The organism is Curtobacterium sp. MCBA15_013, assembly GCF_001865095.1.
Classification (GTDB): Bacteria; Actinomycetota; Actinomycetes; order Actinomycetales; family Microbacteriaceae; genus Curtobacterium.
In genome coordinates this window covers 22,914-39,965 of the sequence record NZ_MJGQ01000013.1, presented here as the reverse complement: position 1 = coordinate 39,965, position 17,052 = coordinate 22,914, and the positions used below count along the sequence as shown (strand labels likewise).

The following is a 17,052-nucleotide window of genomic DNA, read 5'->3' as shown; positions in this document are numbered from 1 at the left end:
GGTCCGCCGGTCAGCTCGTCGCCGAGCCCGTGCGGGCGTCGACGCGGCCGAGGGACACGTCGACCATGTCCTCGCGCGGGACGACCTTGATGCGCTCGCGGCCCTCGGCCTCGCCGAGGGCGAGCTCGTGGGTGTCGAGGTTGTGCCAACCGTCGAGGTCGGTGTACTCGACACCACGCTCGGCGAGCAGGGCCGGGATCGCGCCCTCGGACGGGTCGGCCGGGGTCCACCAGCTCGCCTGGTCGTTCACGATGTGCTGGACGGTCTCCATCGCGTCGGACTTCGTGTGGCCGATGAGCCCGACGGGGCCGCGCTTGATCCAGCCGGTCGCGTAGACGCCCGGGATCTGCTGGTTGTCGTCGTCGAGGACCTGGCCCTCGTGGTTCGGGATGACGCCGTGGCGCTCGTCGAACGGGACGCCCGGCAACGGCGAGCCGAAGTACCCGACCGCGCGGTAGGCGGCCTGGATCGGGATCTCGCGGATCTCGCCCGTGCCCTCGACGCCGCCCTGGCCGTTCGGCCGCGTGCGCTCGTACCGGATGGCGGTGAGCTTGCCGTCCTCGCCGATGAACTCGAGGGGCTTCGCGTAGAAGTGCAGGTGCAGTCGGCGGCTCGCCTGGCCGGTCTCACGGGTGCGCCACTGCTCGAGGACCCGGTTCATCACCATGACCTGCTTGTTCGTGGCGATGGCGGTCTTCGAGGCCTCGTCGTGGTCGAAGTCCTCGTCGTAGACGATCATGTCGACGTCGCGGAGCTCGCCGAGCTCGCGGAGCTCGAGCGGGGTGAACTTCACCTGCGCCGGGCCGCGGCGGCCGAACACGTGCACGTCGGTGACCGGGGACGCCTTGAGTCCCTCGTACACGTTCGCGGGGATCTCGGTCGGCAGCAGGTCGTCGGCGTGCTTCGCGAGGATGCGCGAGACGTCGAGGGCGACGTTGCCGTTGCCGATCACCGCGACGCTCTCGGCCTCGAGCGGCCACGTGCGCGGGACGTCGGGGTGGCCGTCGAACCAGCTGACGAACTCGGCGGCGCCGTACGACCCCTCGAGCTCGACACCGGGGACGTCGAGGTCGGCGTCCTTGATCGCACCCGTCGAGAACACGACCGCGTGGTAGTGCTGCCGGAGGTCGTCGAGGGTGATGTCCTCGCCGAAGCGGACGTTGCCGAACAGCCGGACGACACCGCGGTCGAGCACGTCGCGCAGCGCGTTGACGATGCCCTTGATGCGCGGGTGGTCCGGGGCGACGCCGTAGCGGACCAGGCCGTAGGGGGCGGGCAGCTGCTCGAACAGGTCGATCGACACGTCGTGGCCGTGGGCCTCGCGCAGCAGGATGTCGGCGGCGTAGATGCCGGCGGGGCCTGCGCCGACGATGGCGACTCGGAGGGTGGGCACTGATCGTCTCCAGTTCGTTCGGGTGGGGTGCTCCCGAGGGGGTTCGAGGGGCGGGACCGTCGGTCACCGCGGCGGTCCGGCGCTAGCGGCTGCGTTCGACGACGGACTCGGCGAAGCGGACGAGTGCCCGCTTGACGGTGCCGTCCGGCAGGGGTGCGAGGGCGTCGACGGCGTCCGTCGCCCAGCGGACCGCGACGGCACGGGTCGCGGCGGTCGCCTCGTGCTCGCGCAGGGCGGCCACGGCGGACTGGTACGGCGCCGAGTCGACGACGTCGTCCGGTGCGGCGTTCACGTCGCGCTCGATGCGCCCGAGCAGGTCCACCGCGTCGGGGGCACCGGTCGCGGCGAGGCGCTTGAGCTGGAGCAGCGGCAGGGTGTCGACGCCGGCGCGCAGGTCGTTGCCGGCGATCTTGCCGGTCTTGGCCTTCGCGGGGGCGAGGTCGATCACGTCGTCCACGAGCTGGAAGGCAACGCCGACCTTCTCGCCGAAGGTGCCGACGGCGTCGAGGTACGTGCGGTCGGCGCCCGAGAACATCACACCGGCGCGGGCGGCCGTCGCGATGAGCGAGCCGGTCTTGTCGCTGAGCACCTGGATGTAGTGCTCGACCGGGTCGTCCTCGGGCTGGGGGCCCGTCGTCTCGTGGAGCTGGCCCATGCAGAGCCGCTGGAAGGTCTCCGCCTGCATCCGGATGCCCTCGGTGCCGAGGTCGGCCGTGATGAGGCTGGCACGCGCGAACAGCAGGTCGCCGGTGAGGATCGCCACGTTGTTGCCGTAGGTCACGTGGGCCGCGGGGACACCGCGTCGGACGGGCGCTTCGTCCATCACGTCGTCGTGGTAGAGCGACGCCAGGTGGGTCGTCTCGATGCTCACGGCGGCCTTCACGACCGCGTCGGTCACCCCGTCACCGAGCTGCGCGATGAGGAGCGTGAGCGTCGGCCGGATCCGCTTGCCCCCGGCCGACAGCAGGTACCGGCTCGTGGTGTCGGCGAGGGTGTCGGTGGAGCGCATGGCTTCCTCGAGCCCCTGCTCGACGAGCTCGAGGCCGTCGTCGACCGCGGCGATGAACCGGCGTTCCGCGGGCGTGGCGAACAGTCGCTCGCCGATGCCCAGCGATGCGCGGAGACTCGGTGCGCGACGTGCGACCGGGACGCTCGGATTCAAGTGCTGCTCCGTGTTCGGGGGTGGAGGGACCGGTCAGGCGTCGGTGGGGTCGACGCTCGGCTGCTCACCGGTGTGCTGGTGCTCGCGACGGGCCTTGGCACGCCGGGCGACGGACTCGCGGACCTCGCCCGCGACGGGCTTGCGACCGCGGTGCAGTGCGACGATACCCGCCGTGAGGTTCCGGTAGGCGACGACCGAGAACCCGACGCCGCGCAGCCACTGGCTGAGGACCTGCTGGTCGGGCCACGCCTCGATCGACTCGGCGAGGTAGCGGTAGGCCGCCGGGTTGCTGCTGGACAACCGTGCCACGCCCGGGAGCACGCGCTTGAGGTACGTGCCGTACCCGAAGCGGAGCAGGGCGAGCGGCGGCGTGGAGAACTCGCAGATGACGACACGACCGCCGGGCTTGAGGACCCGGAGCATCTCGCCGAGGGCCTGCATCGGGTCGTTCACGTTGCGCAGCCCGAACGAGATCGAGACGGCGTCGAAGGTGTCGTCGTCGAAGGGCAGCTGCTCGGCGTCGCCCTCGACGAAGGTGATCTCGGGGTGGCGTTCACGGCCGACGGCGATCATGCCCGCGGAGAGGTCGAGCGCCGTGACCTCGGCACCCTTCTTCGCGAAGGCCGCTGCGCTCGTGCCCGTCCCCGCGGCGATGTCCAACACCTTCTCGCCGGGCTGGGGGTCGACCGCGCGGACCGTCGCGACACGCCACAGCGGAGCGTTGCCCGCCGAGAGGATGTCGTTCGTGAGGTCGTACTTCGCGGCGACGTCGTCGAACATGGCCGCCACCTCGTCCGGCCGCTTGTTCAGGTCCGCTCTGCTCACCCACAACATCCTAGAGGTCGTGCCCGGACGTTCCCCGCGCGGCGCGTACGATCTGTGGGGTGACCCGAACCACCACGGCGGCCCCACCGCTGACGGTCTCGACCCGGATCCTCGACGACCCGGGCGCCGTCCTCCGCCACACCCTCCGGGACAGCCCGCTCGCGTTCGTCCGGAACGGCGACGGGATCGTCGGCATCGGCGAGGCCGTGCGGTGGACGTTCACCGGCCCGGACCGGATGCGCGAGGCCTCGGCGGCCTGGCGGTCCCTGGTCCGCGACGCCCTGGTCGACGACCCCGTGCAGCTGCGCGGCACCGGGCTCGTCGCGTTCGGCGCGTTCGCGTTCGCCGACGACTCGACCGAGACGAGCGTGCTGATCGTCCCGCGCGTCGTGATCGGCCGCCGCCGCGGGAAGGCCTGGCTCACCGCCGTCGACACCACGCTCGACCCCGAACCCCTCACCTTCACGCGCACGTCGGTGCCGGTGCCGCACGTCGGTCCGCACGTGTCCGTCGCGCTCCGTCCCGGTGCCATCGACGAGGACGCCTACGCCGCGACGGTCGCCGACGCCGTCCGGCGGATCACCGCCGGTGACGCCGAGAAGGTGGTGCTGGCGAGGGACCTCGTCGGGACCCTCCCCGACGGCGCCGACCAGCGAGCGATCCTGCTCGACCTCGCCGAGGCGTACCCGCAGTGCGTCACGTTCGCCGTCGACGGCATCGTGGGCGCGACGCCGGAGACCCTCGCCCGGACCGACGGCACCCGGCTCTCGGCACGCGTGCTCGCGGGCAGTGCGGCGCGTGGGACCGACCCGGTGTCCGACCGCGCCGCCGCCGAGGCCCTCGCCGCGAGCGCGAAGGACGTCGAGGAGCACGGCTTCGCGATCCAGAGCCTGCTGGCCGCGCTCGCGCCGATCGCGTCCGACCTCCGCGCCGACCCGGAGCCGTTCCGGTTGCAGCTGCCGAACCTGTGGCACCTCGCGACCGACGTCCAGGCGACGCTGCCCGTCGGCACGACCTCGCTGGACGTCGCCGATGCCCTGCACCCGACCGCCGCGGTCGCGGGGACCCCGACCGACGTCGCGGTCCGGCTCGTCTCCGAGCTCGAGGGCGTCGACCGCGGGCGCTACGCCGGGCCGGTCGGGTGGCTCGGGGCGAACGGGGACGGCGAGTGGATGCTCGCGTTGCGGAGCGCCCGGATCTCCGACGACGGCACCGTGCGGGCGTGGGCCGGCGCGGGCATCGTGGCCGGGTCCGACCCGGCGCGCGAGGTCGCCGAGACGGCCCTGAAGTTCCGGCCGGTCACCGACGCGCTCGCCTAGTCGACTGCCAGGAGGCGCGGTGCCGGCCGGGCGCCGGCCGCGGCCCGGTGCCGCTCAGTCGGCCAGCGGCACCTCGATGACGACGCGCTCGGCCGGGTCCGTCAGGACCCGCTCGAGGTCGCCCCAGGTCGCCGCGCGCCGGTACTCCCAGCCGAGCCCGGTCACCACCGGCTCGACGTGGACGTGCTGCGGCGTCGTCATCATGCGGCGCATGTCGGCCTCCGGTGTCGTCGCCGCGACCTCGAGCCCCCGGAAGATCGCTCCCCCGCCGTCGTTCCCGACGATGACCTGCACGCGGTGCGGGTGCTCCTCGGTGCCGGTCACGAGCGCCCCGAGGTCGTGCAGGAGCGTGAGGTCGCCGAGCAGGACGCGTGTCGTGCCGACCGAGGCCGTGGAACGCTCGAGCGCGGCGGCGATCCCGAGCGCGGTCGAGATCGTCCCGTCGATGCCCGCGAGTCCGCGGTTCGCGTGCACGCGGATCGCCTTGCCCGCGACGTGCCCGTCGGCCACGCGGATGATCTGCGAGGCGCCGAGCACGAGGCGGTCGTGCGGCCAGGTCGCACCCCAGACGGCGTCCGCGAGCATCGTGCGGTCGACGGCGCGGCGGCGGAGCGCCACCTCGTCGCGGAGGAACTTGTTGCGCTCGGCGCGGTCGCCGGAGCGCTTCGCATCGAGGTCGGGGCCGGCGTCGCCACCGCCGAGCAGCGCGCGGCTCGTGGCGACCCACCGGCCGACCCAGGCGCGGTGCTCCGGCCGGGTGCGGCCCGTCACGCGGACGTCCGACACGAAGGTGGTCGCGGCGTCGGGCCGGGAGGCGCGGGCCGGGTCGTACGGATCGGCCCCCGGTCCGCGGACCACGATCGTCTCGACGTCGGCGCGCTGCAGGAGCGCGGGGACCTCGCGGCTGAGGGTGGGGTGGCCGAGCACGACGGCACGGCGGACCGCACCGCCGAAGTCCGGGTCGCGCAGGAGCTCACGGTACGTGACGACCAGGTTCCGCCCGAACCGCGCACCGCTCGACACCTCGGCGAGCAACGGCGCACCGAGCTCCCAGGCGATCCGCTCGGCGTCCGCCCCCGCGTCGTGTCCCGCGATGACGACCGTCGCGGGCTCGTCGTCCGGCGCGAGGTCGACGGCCGGCAGACCGGAGTGCACCCGCCTGGTGGCGAACGCGAGGTCGACCTCGTCGTCGGGCACCGGCTGGACCGTCCCCTCGCCCAGTCCGGCCGACAGCGGTTCGCGGAAGGCGACGTTGAGCTGGACCGGCCCGGGCTGCCCCGTGTGGCCGGCGGCCGCGGCGACGACTTCGCGCACGAGTTCCCGGACGGTGGCGGCGGTGTCGGCGTCGACCCCGTGCGCGGTGGGTGCCTCGACGTCGCGGACGACGGCGACGGCCGGCCCGAAGAGCCCGGGCTGCACCGTGGTCTGGTTGCTGCCGATGCCCCGGAGCTCGTCCGGGCGGTCCGCGCTGACGACGATCATCGGCACACCGGAATGGTGCGCTTCGAGCACGGCGGGGTGCAGGTTGGCGACCGCGGTGCCCGAGGTGGTCACGACCGCGGCGGGCCGACCGGACTCGACGGCGAGCCCGAGCGCGAAGAAGCCGGCGGTGCGCTCGTCGAGCCGGACGTGCACGCTGATGCCGCCCGCCCGCTCGACGGCGACGGCAGCGAGGGCGAGCGCCTGCGACCGGGAGCCGGGGCTCACCACGACGTCGGTCACACCGGCCCGGGCGAGCTCGGTCAGGAGCGCGACGGCGAAGTCGGTCGCCGGGCTGCCGGAACCGGCCGGGCCGTCAGCGATCGGTGCGGCCGTCGTCGTCGCGGTGCTGGTCGCGGCGGTCTCGGTCGGCGCGTCGTTCTCGTTCGCGGAACTGCTGTTCGAGGTCTCGGAGGGTCTCGTCGTCCTGGTCCTTGTCCGTGCGGTGCTGCTCGGGGCCGCTGGGGCCGCCGAGGAAGTCCGGGTCGTCTTCGGGACCACGGTACCCGGAGCCACCGCCGGGACGGGTCGCCGGTGCCCGGCCGAGGACGAACCAGAGGACGCCGCCGAGGACGGGGAGCACGATCACGAGGAGGACCCACACGCCACGGCTGAGGGAACGGACACGCTCGCGGGGCATCGTGGCGCAGTCGATGGCCGCGTAGACCGTGAACGCCACGGCGGCCACGACGACGATCAGCCACAGTCGGATCATGGCCGGGAGTCTAGGTCGGCAGCCTGTGGGGTCCCTGCCGGTTGCGCATCCGTAGACTTGCGCAGGTGAAAGCGTGGCTCGTGTACACCCTGGCCCGCCTCGGCATCTTCGCCGCGGCGCTGGCACTGCTCCTGCTCCTGACGCCGATGCCCGGCTACTGGGCGACGATCGTCGCCGCGCTCGTGGCGCTGCTCATCTCGTACATCGCCCTGCCGAAGCTGCGCGGTCGCGTCACCGAGAGCCTGGCGAACCGTCGACCGGCGCCGGAGCACGACGTCGACACCGACTTCGAGGACGACTTCGTCGACGCGGCCGACAGCGACTCCCCGGTCGAGCAGCCGGTCTCCGACGCCGACCGCCACGCAGCGCGCCGCGAGCACCGCGACGACTGACCCGCCGGGCTACGGCTGGACGGCGAGCGTGATGCCGAGCACGACGCCGAACACGAGCGACGCGAACGACGACAGCTGGAGCGCCGTGATGAGTTCCCGCGGCTTCCGCGACGAGACGCCGATCGCGAGTGCCGGCAGCGCCAGCAGCAGCGAGAAGTACGTGAACCCGGTGCGGAAGTAGAGCAGCACGAACCAGAGCAGTACCACGTACGGCAGCATCAGGAACAGGCCGTAGAGCACCCGGGCGACCGGCCGTCCGACCACGACCGCGAGGGTGCGCTTGCCCGCGAGACGGTCCTCGTCGATGTCGCGGATGTTGTTCACCATCAGCACCGCACAGGCGAAGAACCCGGCGGCGATCGCAGCGGCCCACCCGCTCGGGGTGACCCGGTCGATGAGGACGAACTGCGTACCGAGGACGGCGACGAGTCCGAAGAACACGAACACGAAGACCTCGCCGAGGGCGTTGTACCCGTACGGCTTCTTGCCGCCGGTGTAGAACCACGCCGCGACGATGGCGGCAGCGCCCACGAGCAGGAGCCACCACAGCTGGGTGAGCACCACGATGACGATGCCGGCGACGGCTGCGAGCCCGAAGAACGTCAGCGCGACGGTCAGCACGGTGCGGGGCTTCGCGAGTCCGGCTCCGGTGAGGCGGGCCGGCCCGACGCGGAACTCGTCCGTGCCGCGCACCCCGTCGGAGTAGTCGTTGCTGTAGTTCACGCCGATCTGCAGGAACAGCGCGACGAGCAGCGCCAGGATCGCGATGGGCAGGTGGTGGCCCTTCGCGAGCCAGTCGCCGAAGTCACCGGCCTCACCGCTGTCCACGAACCCGACCGTCGTGCCCATCACGACGGGGACGACGCCGAGCGTCAGGGTGCGCAGGCGCGCCCCGCCGATCCAGTCGCCCGCGGTCGCGCGGCGCTTCGTGCGCTGCGGTGCCGCGGCCTTGGCCGGGTTGCCGGAGCGGTTCCTGGACCGGTTCGTGTTCTTCGTGCGTGCCACGACCGTCCATCGTATCCGCGTCCGCCGTGCGTCCGGGACGCCGGCCCAGGAGGAACGGATCGCGATCGGCGGTCGACCCACCCCCGTCAGGCGGTCGGGTCCGCGATCGCGCGGATCGCCCGGCGGTCCGGCTTGCCGGTCGCGAGCATCGGGAGCCGCTCGACGACGACCACGTCGGCCGGCCGTGCGGCCCGCCCGAGGGCGTCGCCGACCGCGGCGCGGACCACGTCGAGGTCGAGCGGACGGTCGGTCACGACGACCGGGACCTCGCCCCACTCCCCCGACGCCCGGCGCGTGACCACCGCGCCCTCCTGCCCGTCGAGCCCGCGGACGATCCGTTCGACGGCGCCGAGCGGAACCTTCTCGCCGCCCGAGATCACGACGTCGTCGAGCCGGCCGAGCACCCGCACGACACCGTCGACGACCTCGGCGGCGTCGCCCGTGCGGTACCAGCGGTGTCCGTCGCGCTCGGTGAAGGTCGCCGCCGTGCGGTCGGGGTCGTCCAGGTAGCCCTCGGCGAGCATCGGCCCGGACAGGAACAGCTCGCCGTCGACGAGCTCGGTGCGGACGGTGCCGAACGGGACACCGTCGTAGACGCACCCGCCGCTCGTCTCGCTCGCGCCGTAGGTCGTCACGATCCGGACGCCGGCGGCGCGGGCCCGGTCACGGAGCGGCGCCGGGGTCGCCTGCCCGCCGACGAGCACGGCGTCGAACCCGGCGAGGGCACGGGTGGCCCGCTCGTCGTCGAGCACCCGGGCGAGCTGCACCGGGACGAGCGAGGTGTATCGCCGCGGTGCCCCGGGACCGGTGACGAGCCGGTCGGCCGCGTCGGCGAACGCACCCGCGTCGAAGTGCCCGGGAGCGACGACGACGGGCGCCGTCCCCGCGGTGATCGACCGGGTCAGGACGTTGAGCCCCGCGATGTAGTGCGTCGGCAACGCGAGCACCCAGCCGCCGGGGCCCCCGAGTGCCGCGTCCGCCGCAGCGGCACCGGCGAGGAGCGCCTCCGACGAGAGCGCCACGCGCTTGCCGGTGCCGGTGGACCCGCTCGTCTCGACGACCAGGGCGACCCGCTGCGGGACGGTGGCCGGAGCAGGTGTCGGCAGCGCCGGAGCGCCGTCCGCGACCGGGAGCAGGGCGGGGCCGCCGGCGAGTGCCGCCTCCAGGCCCCGCAGCACGACCGACGCGTCCGACGTGCTGGTCGCGACCAGCGGACGGGCCATCAGTAGTGCCAGGGGAAGGACGTCCACTCGGGCGCGCGCTTCTCGAGGAAGGAGTCACGACCCTCGACCGCCTCGTCGGTGCCGTAGGCGAGCCGCGTGGCCTCACCGGCGAACACCTGCTGGCCGACCATGCCGTCGTCGACCGCGTTGAAGGCGTACTTGAGCATCCGGATCGCCGTCGGGGACTTGCCGAGCACGATCTCGCCCCAGCGGACCGCCTCGCGCTCGAGGTCCTCGTGCGGGACGACGGCGTTCACGGCGCCCATCTCGTACGCGCGCTGCGCCGAGTACTCCTGCGCGAGGAAGAAGACCTCACGCGCGAACTTCTGGCCGATCTGCTTGGCGTAGTAGGCGCTGCCGTACCCGCCGTCGAACGAGCCCACGTCGGCGTCGGTCTGCTTGAACCTGCCGTGCTCGGCGCTCGCGATGGTGAGGTCGCAGATCGCGTGCAACGAGTGGCCCCCACCCGCCGCCCACCCCGGGACGACGGCGATGACGACCTTGGGCATCATCCGGATCAGGCGCTGGACCTCGAGGATGTGCAGCCGCCCCATCGACGCCTGCGCCGCTGCCGGGTCGACCCCCTCGGGCGGGGCGCCCTCGTCACCGACGTACTGGTAGCCGCTCCGGCCGCGGATGCGCTGGTCGCCGCCGGAGCAGAACGCCCAACCGCCGTCCTTCGGGCTCGGGCCGTTGCCGGTGAGGAGCACGACGCCGACACGCGGGTCCTGCCGGGCGTCGTCGAGCGCGCGGTACAGCTCGTCGACGGTGCGCGGACGGAAGGCGTTCCGCACCTCGGGCCGGTCGAACGCGACCCGGACGATCCCGTGGGAGACGTGCTTGTGGTACGTGATGTCGGTGAACTGCTCCGCGATCGGAGCCGCGGTCCAGACGTCGGGGTCGAACAGGTCGGAGACGGGAGCAGCCATGCTCCAACGCTACCGCCGCGTGCTACAGCCCCGCGCCATCCGTCGCGGCCGAACCGCCCATGTCGGTCAGCAGCTCGGGGGCGACGATCACGAGCAGCACGATGAGGATCACCGGGTTCGCGAAGAACGCCACGACGACCCCGACGGCGCCGTACCAGCGGCCGAACGACCCCACCGCGGCGACGAACCCGAGCACCGCGGCGATGAGCGTGAGGAAGACCACCACGAAGCAGATGCCGAACGCGAAGTCGGTGTCGCCGCCCATGAAGACGGCGAAGGCGCTCGCGTCGACCGCGGCGGAGACGACCGCGAGCCCCAGGGCGATCTTGCCGACCACGGGGTTGCGCTTCTTGCGCCCCTTCTGGGCTTCCTGCCGGACGTCGACGGTGTTCCGCTGCATGAGCCGGGCGAACTCGCCCGTGTCGCGACCGGGGGCCTGCGCACGCGCGCCCGGGGCCTGCGCACGCGCCGAGGACGGTGCTGCGGAACGCTGCGACGCGCGCTGCTGCGGTTCCGGCGCCACAGGTCCTCCCTCGTCCTCGGTGCTGGTGCTGGGCTGCCGACCGTGGCCGACCGATGCAGACTAGTGCGCTGCCCTGGCGGTCCGCTCCGAGGAACCGTGGGGTGCCCTGGGTGCTCCTGGGATGATGGCCAGGTGCTCCCCGACCTCGACGACCTCCTCTCCGACGCGCACGTGGTGGCGCTGCCCATGCGGGTGCGGTTCCGCGGCATCACGGTGCGCGAGGCCCTCGTCCTGCGCGGCCCGGCCGGGTGGACCGAGTTCTCCCCGTTCGTCGAGTACGACGACGCCGAGGCCGCCGCGTGGCTCCGGGCCGCGGTCGACTTCGGCTGGACGACGCACGAGCCCGCCGCGGACAGCGTCCCCGTGAACGCCACCGTGCCGGCGATCGCTCCGGACGGCGTCGCGGACCTCCTCTCGCGATACCCGGGCTGCACGACCGCCAAGGTCAAGGTCGCCGAACCCGGCACCACGATCGACGACGACGTGGCCCGCGTCGCCGAGGTCCGACGGGTGATGGGCCCCTCCGCGGCGGTCCGCGTGGACGCGAACGGGCTCTGGAGCGTCGACTCCGCCGCAGAGGCCCTCGAGCGCCTCGCCCCGTTCGACCTGCAGTACGCCGAGCAGCCGTGCAGCACGGTGCCGGAACTCGCCGAGCTCCGGCAGCGGATCGCCGGGCTCGGCGTGCCGATCGCCGCGGACGAGAGCGTCCGCAAGGCCTCGGACCCGCTCGCCGTCGCCCGGGCCGGTGCCGCCGACGTCCTCGTCGTGAAGGCGCAGCCCCTCGGCGGCATCACCGCCGCGCGTGCGGTCGTCGCCGACGCCGGGCTCCCCTGCGTGGTGTCGAGTGCGCTCGACACGTCGGTCGGGCTGGGGATGGGTGCGTTCCTCGCGGCCGAGGCGATGTCGCCCGGGTACGCCGCGGGGCTCGGCACCGCGGCGATGTTCACGTCGGACGTGTCGGCGGCGCCGCTGCTGCCGGTGGACGGGCGGGTGCCGGTGCGGCGGGTCGAGGTCGACCGGGACCTGCTCGAGCGGAACGCGGCGTCGCCGGAGCGTGCCGCGTGGTGGCTCGCGCGGCTCAAGCGGGTGCACGCGCTCCTCGCCGGCTGACCGGCCGCCCGGGCGCACGGTCGGCCCGGTCGCACGACCTGCCGCTCGCGTTCGCCGAGGTCGCACGTTCGGTCGCTCCGACGCGCGCCGGGCGACGGATTGCGCGACCTCGCGCTCGCGCCTGGGCTCGCACCAGGGCTCGTGCCTCGGGCTCGGCCTCGGACTCGCGCCGACGACGGACGGGAGGCGCGGTGCCAGCTGGCACCGCGCCTCCCGTCCGGTGGTGGTCGCGACCAGGGCCGCATCAGCGACCCGTCCGGATCAGAGCCCGGAGTAGCTGTGCAGGCCCTTGAAGAACACGTTCACGACCGAGAAGTTGAACATCACCGCGGCGAAGCCGATGAGGGCCAGCCAGGACGACCGCGCGCCACGCCACCCGCGGGTCGCACGCGCGTGGATGTACCCGGCGTAGACCACCCAGATGATGAAGGTCCAGACCTCCTTCGTGTCCCACCCCCAGTAGCGACCCCAGGCGCGCTCGGCCCAGATCGCACCGGCGATGAGCGTGAAGGTCCAGAGGACGAACCCGACGAGCAGGACGCGGTAGGTGAGGACCTCGAGCCGGTCGGCGTCCGGCAGCGTCTCCATGAAGCGGAGCTTGCCCGAGGCGGTCCGACCCTGGCGGTAGGTCTGCACGAGCTGCGCCACGGCGAGTCCGGCACCCAGGGCGAAGAAGCCCGTGCCGGCGATGGCGACGAAGACGTGGATGACGAGCCAGTACGACTGCAGCGCGGGCTGCAGCGGCACGACGGGCACCCAGTAGTTCACGGTCGCGATGCCGAGCAGGATGATCGTGAGGCCGGTGATGAAGACGCCGAGGAACTTCAGGTTCTGCCAGAACTGCACGAGCAGGAAGATCAGGGTGATCAGCGCAGTGCCGGTCAGCGAGAACTCGAACATGTTGCCCCACGGCACGCGGTCGGCCGCGATCCCGCGCAGGACGACGGACGCGACGTGCAGCACGAGCGCCAGGATCGTCATCGCCATGCCGACCCGCTCGAACTTCGTCCCGCGGCGCCCGGCTCGTTCGTCGGTGACGGCGACCTGCTCGAGGACGACGGTGCCGCCCTGGACGGTCGCGACGGTCCGCTCCGCGCCGACGGCGGGTGCCGCAGCGGCGTCGGACGCAGCCGTCACGTTGCCGGCCCGCTTCGCCATGTCGAGGGCGAACGCGATGAACGCGATGACGTAGACCGCCATGGCGGAGTACGTCAGCACGACCGAGTAGGTCGCGAGGTTCGTGGTCATGTCGTTCACTGGGGCATCCTAACTCCGAGGTCCGACGTGTGGCGCTTGGCGATGTCCGCCACAGCCCGTTCGAGGTTCGGGTCCTCGCCGCGTGCGAGGCCCGCGTACTCGAGGTCGTAGCCCGGCTCGGCGTCGGCGCTGCCGTCGCGGCGCGGCACGACCTTCACCCAGACGCGACGGCGCGGGACGAAGAGCGACGTGAGGAGCCCGAGGACGGACAGCACGGCGAAGCCGCCGACCCACAGCTGCGACGGGTCGTGGTGGACGTCGAGCGAGACGTAGCGCTTCACCCCGTCGAACGTGATCGACCCCGCGCCGTCCGGCAGCGTCTTGGTCTGCCCGGGCTTCAGCTCGACACTGGCGGTCTTGGACTGGCGGCCCGCGATCTGCTGCAGGCCGCTCGTGTCGAGCGTGTAGACGCTCTGCGGGACGCCGTCGTCGAGCCCGAGGTCACCCGTGTAGACCTGCAGGGTCAGCAGCGGGTTCTGGTCGTCCGGGTAGGCGCTGGCGTACGCGCCGGTCGAGAGCTTCGACGCCGTCGGGTAGAAGAACCCGACCATGCCGAGCTGGTCCGGCAGCGCGTCCGGCACCTTGATGACGCCGGTCGACGTGTAGTTCGCGTCCTCGGGGAGGAACGGCACGGTGTCCTGGAACGCCACGTTGCCGTCGCCGTCGCGCACGGTGACGTCCATCGCGTAGCCGTTGCCGAGGAGGTAGACGTTGGTGCCGCCGACGCTCACCGGGTCGTTGACGCCGAGTCGGCTCGTCTGCTTGGAGCGGCCCTTCTCCTGCGTCGTGACCGTCGCCGAGTAGTCGAGCGCCTGGCCGAGGGCGTCGAGGTTCCGCTCCTCGTACTTGGTGACGAACTTGTCGAGCGTGAAGTTGTAGCCCTTGAGGTCGCTCTGCTGGAACCAGCGACCGGGGTTGAACGAGTCGTACGAGCCGAGCACGTTCGAGAACGTCTGACCCTCGACGAGGAGTCGCTGACCGGTGTACCCGAACCCGCCGCCGACACCGACCGCGAGCAGCACGCCCACGAGCGCCGCGTGGAACACCAGGTTGCCGGTCTCGCGCAGGTAGCCGCGCTCGGCGCTCACGGAGTCGCCGAAGCGTTCGACGCGGTAGCCGGAGCGCTTGAGGATCGCCATCGCGCGGGTGACGGCGTGCTCCGGCGTGACGCCCTCGCCGTCGACGGCGACCGAGCGGTAGCCGGCCAGACGGCTCAGGCGGACCGGGGTCTTCGGGGGTCGGGTGCGGAGCGCCTGCCAGTGGTGCTTCGTGCGCGGGACGATGCAGCCGATCAGGGACACGAAGAGCAGCAGGTAGATCGCCGAGAACCACACCGACGTGTAGGTGTCGAAGACCTGCAGCTTGTCGAGGACCGGGAAGAGCTGCGGGTGGTCGGCCTTGTACTGGACGACGCCGTTCGGGTCGGCCGTGCGCTGCGGGACCAGGGACCCCGGGATCGCCGCGAGTGCCAGCAGCATGAGGAGGAACAGCGCCGTGCGCATGCTCGTGAGCTGCCGCCAGAAGAAGCGGAGGTACCCGACGGCCCCGAGCTTCGGCTGGTTGACGCCGGAGTCGCCCGACCCGCCTGCAGCCGTCTCCGGGCCGGATCCGTCGACGTGGTCCGACGGTCGCTGCGGGTCCGCCGAGGTGTCGGTGGAGTCGATGTCGGGGTCAGACTGCGGGGACAAAGGTCTGGATCACCGCCCCGACGCTCGACATGACGGCCGACCAGATGCCGGTGACCATGAGCAGACCGATGACGATCAGGATCGCTCCTCCGATGATGTTGACGATGCGCATGTGGCGCTTCACGGCGCGGATCGCACCCGTGGCCCAGCCGGCGCCGAGCGCGACGAGGACGAACGGGACGCCGAGGCCGAGGCAGTACGCGACACCGAGCCACATGCCCTGCCAGGCGCTGCCGGACTGGACGCTGAGCAGGTTGATCGCCGCGAGGGTCGGGCCGAGGCAGGGCGTCCAGCCGAGCCCGAACACGATGCCCAGCAGGGGCGCACCGACCAGGCCGGTCGCGGGCGTCCACCCGGGCTTGATCGTGCGCTGCAGGAAGGTGAAGCGGCCGACGAAGACGAGACCCATCGCGATGACGACGACGCCGAGGATCTGCGTGATGAGGTCGCGCCACCGGACGAGCCAGAACCCGAGCGCGCCGAAGACCGTCGTGTACGCCACGAACACCGCGGTGAAGCCGAGGATGAACAGCAGCACCCCGAGCACCACGCGACCGCGGCGCTGTCCGCCCTCGGCGACGCCGCCGACGTAGCCGAGGTAGCCCGGCACGAGGGGCAGCACGCACGGGGACAGGAACGACACGAGCCCGGCGAGTGCCGCGACGGGGAGCGCCACGGCCATCTGCCCGCTGAGGATCGCGTCGGCGAAGGGGTTGCTGGACACGGGTCAGGAAGCCTTGCCCGACAACTCGTCGGAGACGAGCGTGTTCAGGATGCCCGGGCCGTCGACCGCACCGAGGACGCGGGCGGCGACGCGGCCCTGCTTGTCGAGCACGATCGTGGCGGGCACGGCGTTCGGGGCGATCTGCCCGGAGAGCGCGAGCTGCATCGCGCCGGTCTTCTGGTCGAGCACCGTCGGGTAGTCGACCTTGAAGGTGCGCTCGAACGCCTCGGCGGTGGCCTGCTCGTCACGGACGTTGACGCCGATGAACTGGACGTCGTCGTCGGCGAACTGGTCGTGGACCTTGTTGAGGTACTTCGCCTCGGCACGGCACGGCGGGCAGCCGGCGTACCAGAAGTTGAGGACGACGACCTTGCCCTTGAGCTCCTTCGACGACAGGGTCTCGCCGTCGATGTCCTTCGCCTCGAAGTCGACCGCGTCGGTGCGCTTGTCGGCGGCGACCTCGGTCACGGCGCCGTCACCGGAGATGTAGTTCTGGGTCGTGCCGCTGCCGTACTGCTTCGACAGCGAGTCGTTGTCGGACGAGCACCCCGTCAGGACGAGGGCGGCGGTCACCGCCGTCGCCGCGAGCACCGCGAACCGCTTGCTCCTGCTGGTGATCACACTGCTCCTTCGTCGATGGCGGTCGCGCGCAGGGCCTGCGCCGGGTCCGCGTACCCGACTTCGGTGAACCGACCGGACGAGGTGGCGGGTACACGCTCGACGGTGGTGATGCTGGAGAGGTCGCAGCGTCGCTTGCGCGGGTCGTGCCAGAGCTGCTCGCCGGCGAGACGGCGGTGCACCATCCAGATCGGCAGCTGGTGGCTGACGAGGACGACGTCTCCGTCGTCGACGCTCTCCCACGCCGTGGCGATCGCCGCGAGCATCCGGTTCGCGATGGACTCGTACGCCTCGCCCCAGCTCGGCCGGAACGGGTTCGCGATCCAGGGCCACTCGGCCGGGCGTCCGAGCGAACGCTTCGTGAAGCCCGGGGGCTGTCCCTCGTACCGGTTGGTCGGCTCGATGAGCCGCTCGTCGAGGGCGACGTCGAGCCCGAAGGCCTCGGACCAGGGCGCGGCGGACTCCTGCGTGCGCTGCAACGGCGAGGCCACGATCCGCCGGACGTCGACGCCGGCGTCCTTCCACGCGGTCGCGGAGGCGAGGGCCATCTGCTTGCCGAGGTCGCTCAGCCCGAAGCCGGGGAGCCGCCCGTAGAGGACACGGTCCGGGTTGTGCACCTCGCCGTGACGGACGAGGTGGATTCGGGACGCGGGCATGGGTTCCAGTGTAGGTCGCTCAGGGGTTCCCATC

General features: G+C 72.3%; 17 protein-coding genes. 3 read left to right on the top strand and 14 right to left on the bottom strand.

The window, feature by feature from the left end; all coding sequences use genetic code 11:
- Window positions 1-10: 10 nt before the first annotated feature.
- From BIV01_RS08985 to BIV01_RS08975, 3 genes are all read right to left on the bottom strand, one after another.
- Window positions 11-1,393, bottom strand: a complete 1,383-nt coding sequence (locus BIV01_RS08985; RefSeq protein ID WP_071302600.1) for an FAD-dependent oxidoreductase — start codon at window positions 1,391-1,393, stop codon at window positions 11-13.
- An 82-nt stretch (window positions 1,394-1,475) separates the two neighbouring features.
- The gene (locus BIV01_RS08980; protein WP_070418365.1) at window positions 1,476-2,555 is read right to left on the bottom strand and encodes a polyprenyl synthetase family protein; all 1,080 of its coding nucleotides are present in this window, start codon (window positions 2,553-2,555) and stop codon (window positions 1,476-1,478) included.
- 33 nt (window positions 2,556-2,588) lie between these two features.
- On the bottom strand, window positions 2,589-3,380 hold the full coding sequence (locus BIV01_RS08975; protein WP_070419487.1) for a demethylmenaquinone methyltransferase: 792 nt from the start codon (window positions 3,378-3,380) through the stop codon (window positions 2,589-2,591).
- Window positions 3,381-3,439: 59 nt separating this feature from the next.
- On the opposite strand from BIV01_RS08975, the gene BIV01_RS08970 reads away from it, so the two are divergent.
- Window positions 3,440-4,699 (top strand): isochorismate synthase, encoded by a 1,260-nt coding sequence (locus BIV01_RS08970; RefSeq protein ID WP_071302599.1) that lies wholly within the window; start codon window positions 3,440-3,442, stop codon window positions 4,697-4,699.
- A 54-nt stretch (window positions 4,700-4,753) separates the two neighbouring features.
- Here BIV01_RS08970 and menD read toward each other — a convergent pair whose 3' ends face one another.
- On the bottom strand, window positions 4,754-6,502 hold the full coding sequence (menD, locus tag BIV01_RS08965; RefSeq protein ID WP_071302650.1) for a 2-succinyl-5-enolpyruvyl-6-hydroxy-3-cyclohexene-1-carboxylic-acid synthase: 1,749 nt from the start codon (window positions 6,500-6,502) through the stop codon (window positions 4,754-4,756).
- Window positions 6,495-6,893, bottom strand: a complete 399-nt coding sequence (locus BIV01_RS08960; protein ID WP_071296707.1) for a PLDc N-terminal domain-containing protein — start codon at window positions 6,891-6,893, stop codon at window positions 6,495-6,497. Before BIV01_RS08960 ends, menD begins: the two co-directional genes overlap by 8 nt.
- 65 nt (window positions 6,894-6,958) lie before the next feature.
- Here BIV01_RS08960 and BIV01_RS08955 point away from each other — a divergent pair, with 65 nt between their 5' ends.
- Window positions 6,959-7,285 carry a DUF4229 domain-containing protein gene (locus tag BIV01_RS08955; RefSeq protein ID WP_071296706.1) on the top strand — a complete coding sequence of 109 codons (327 nt, stop codon included), beginning with the start codon at window positions 6,959-6,961 and terminating at the stop codon, window positions 7,283-7,285.
- Between the two features lie 9 nt (window positions 7,286-7,294).
- Here the strand turns inward: BIV01_RS08955 and BIV01_RS08950 are convergent, their stop codons facing one another.
- The 4 genes from BIV01_RS08950 to BIV01_RS08935 form a co-directional block, all read right to left on the bottom strand.
- The gene (locus tag BIV01_RS08950; protein ID WP_254790973.1) at window positions 7,295-8,290 is read right to left on the bottom strand and encodes a 1,4-dihydroxy-2-naphthoate polyprenyltransferase; all 996 of its coding nucleotides are present in this window, start codon (window positions 8,288-8,290) and stop codon (window positions 7,295-7,297) included.
- A gap of 86 nt (window positions 8,291-8,376) precedes the next feature.
- On the bottom strand, window positions 8,377-9,513 hold the full coding sequence (locus BIV01_RS08945) for an AMP-binding protein (RefSeq protein ID WP_071302598.1): 1,137 nt from the start codon (window positions 9,511-9,513) through the stop codon (window positions 8,377-8,379).
- Entirely contained in the window at window positions 9,513-10,442 is a 930-nt protein-coding gene (locus BIV01_RS08940) for a 1,4-dihydroxy-2-naphthoyl-CoA synthase (protein WP_071296704.1), read from the bottom strand. The genes BIV01_RS08945 and BIV01_RS08940 overlap by 1 nt, the downstream gene beginning before the upstream one ends.
- Window positions 10,443-10,464: 22 nt before the next feature.
- Window positions 10,465-10,965, bottom strand: coding sequence for a hypothetical protein (locus tag BIV01_RS08935; protein WP_071302597.1), 501 nt, complete (start codon window positions 10,963-10,965; stop codon window positions 10,465-10,467).
- A 132-nt stretch (window positions 10,966-11,097) separates the two neighbouring features.
- Here BIV01_RS08935 and BIV01_RS08930 point away from each other — a divergent pair, with 132 nt between their 5' ends.
- A complete protein-coding gene (locus BIV01_RS08930; RefSeq protein WP_083413897.1) occupies window positions 11,098-12,075 on the top strand; it encodes an o-succinylbenzoate synthase in 978 nt (325 codons plus the stop codon).
- A gap of 261 nt (window positions 12,076-12,336) precedes the next feature.
- Here BIV01_RS08930 and ccsB read toward each other — a convergent pair whose 3' ends face one another.
- The 5 genes from ccsB to BIV01_RS08905 are packed head-to-tail and all read right to left on the bottom strand — an operon-like array spanning window position 12,337 to window position 17,018.
- A complete protein-coding gene (gene ccsB / locus BIV01_RS08925; protein WP_071302648.1) occupies window positions 12,337-13,323 on the bottom strand; it encodes a c-type cytochrome biogenesis protein CcsB in 987 nt (328 codons plus the stop codon).
- 5 nt (window positions 13,324-13,328) lie between these two features.
- Window positions 13,329-15,020, bottom strand: coding sequence for a cytochrome c biogenesis protein ResB (gene resB / locus BIV01_RS08920; protein WP_083413895.1), 1,692 nt, complete (start codon window positions 15,018-15,020; stop codon window positions 13,329-13,331).
- The gene (locus BIV01_RS08915) at window positions 15,004-15,702 is read right to left on the bottom strand and encodes a cytochrome c biogenesis CcdA family protein (protein ID WP_071296728.1); all 699 of its coding nucleotides are present in this window, start codon (window positions 15,700-15,702) and stop codon (window positions 15,004-15,006) included. Before BIV01_RS08915 ends, resB begins: the two co-directional genes overlap by 17 nt.
- A gap of 45 nt (window positions 15,703-15,747) precedes the next feature.
- Window positions 15,748-16,365 (bottom strand): TlpA family protein disulfide reductase, encoded by a 618-nt coding sequence (locus BIV01_RS08910; RefSeq protein WP_083413893.1) that lies wholly within the window; start codon window positions 16,363-16,365, stop codon window positions 15,748-15,750.
- Window positions 16,362-17,018, bottom strand: coding sequence for a histidine phosphatase family protein (locus BIV01_RS08905; RefSeq protein WP_071296702.1), 657 nt, complete (start codon window positions 17,016-17,018; stop codon window positions 16,362-16,364). Before BIV01_RS08905 ends, BIV01_RS08910 begins: the two co-directional genes overlap by 4 nt.
- Between the last annotated feature and the right edge of the window lie 34 nt (window positions 17,019-17,052).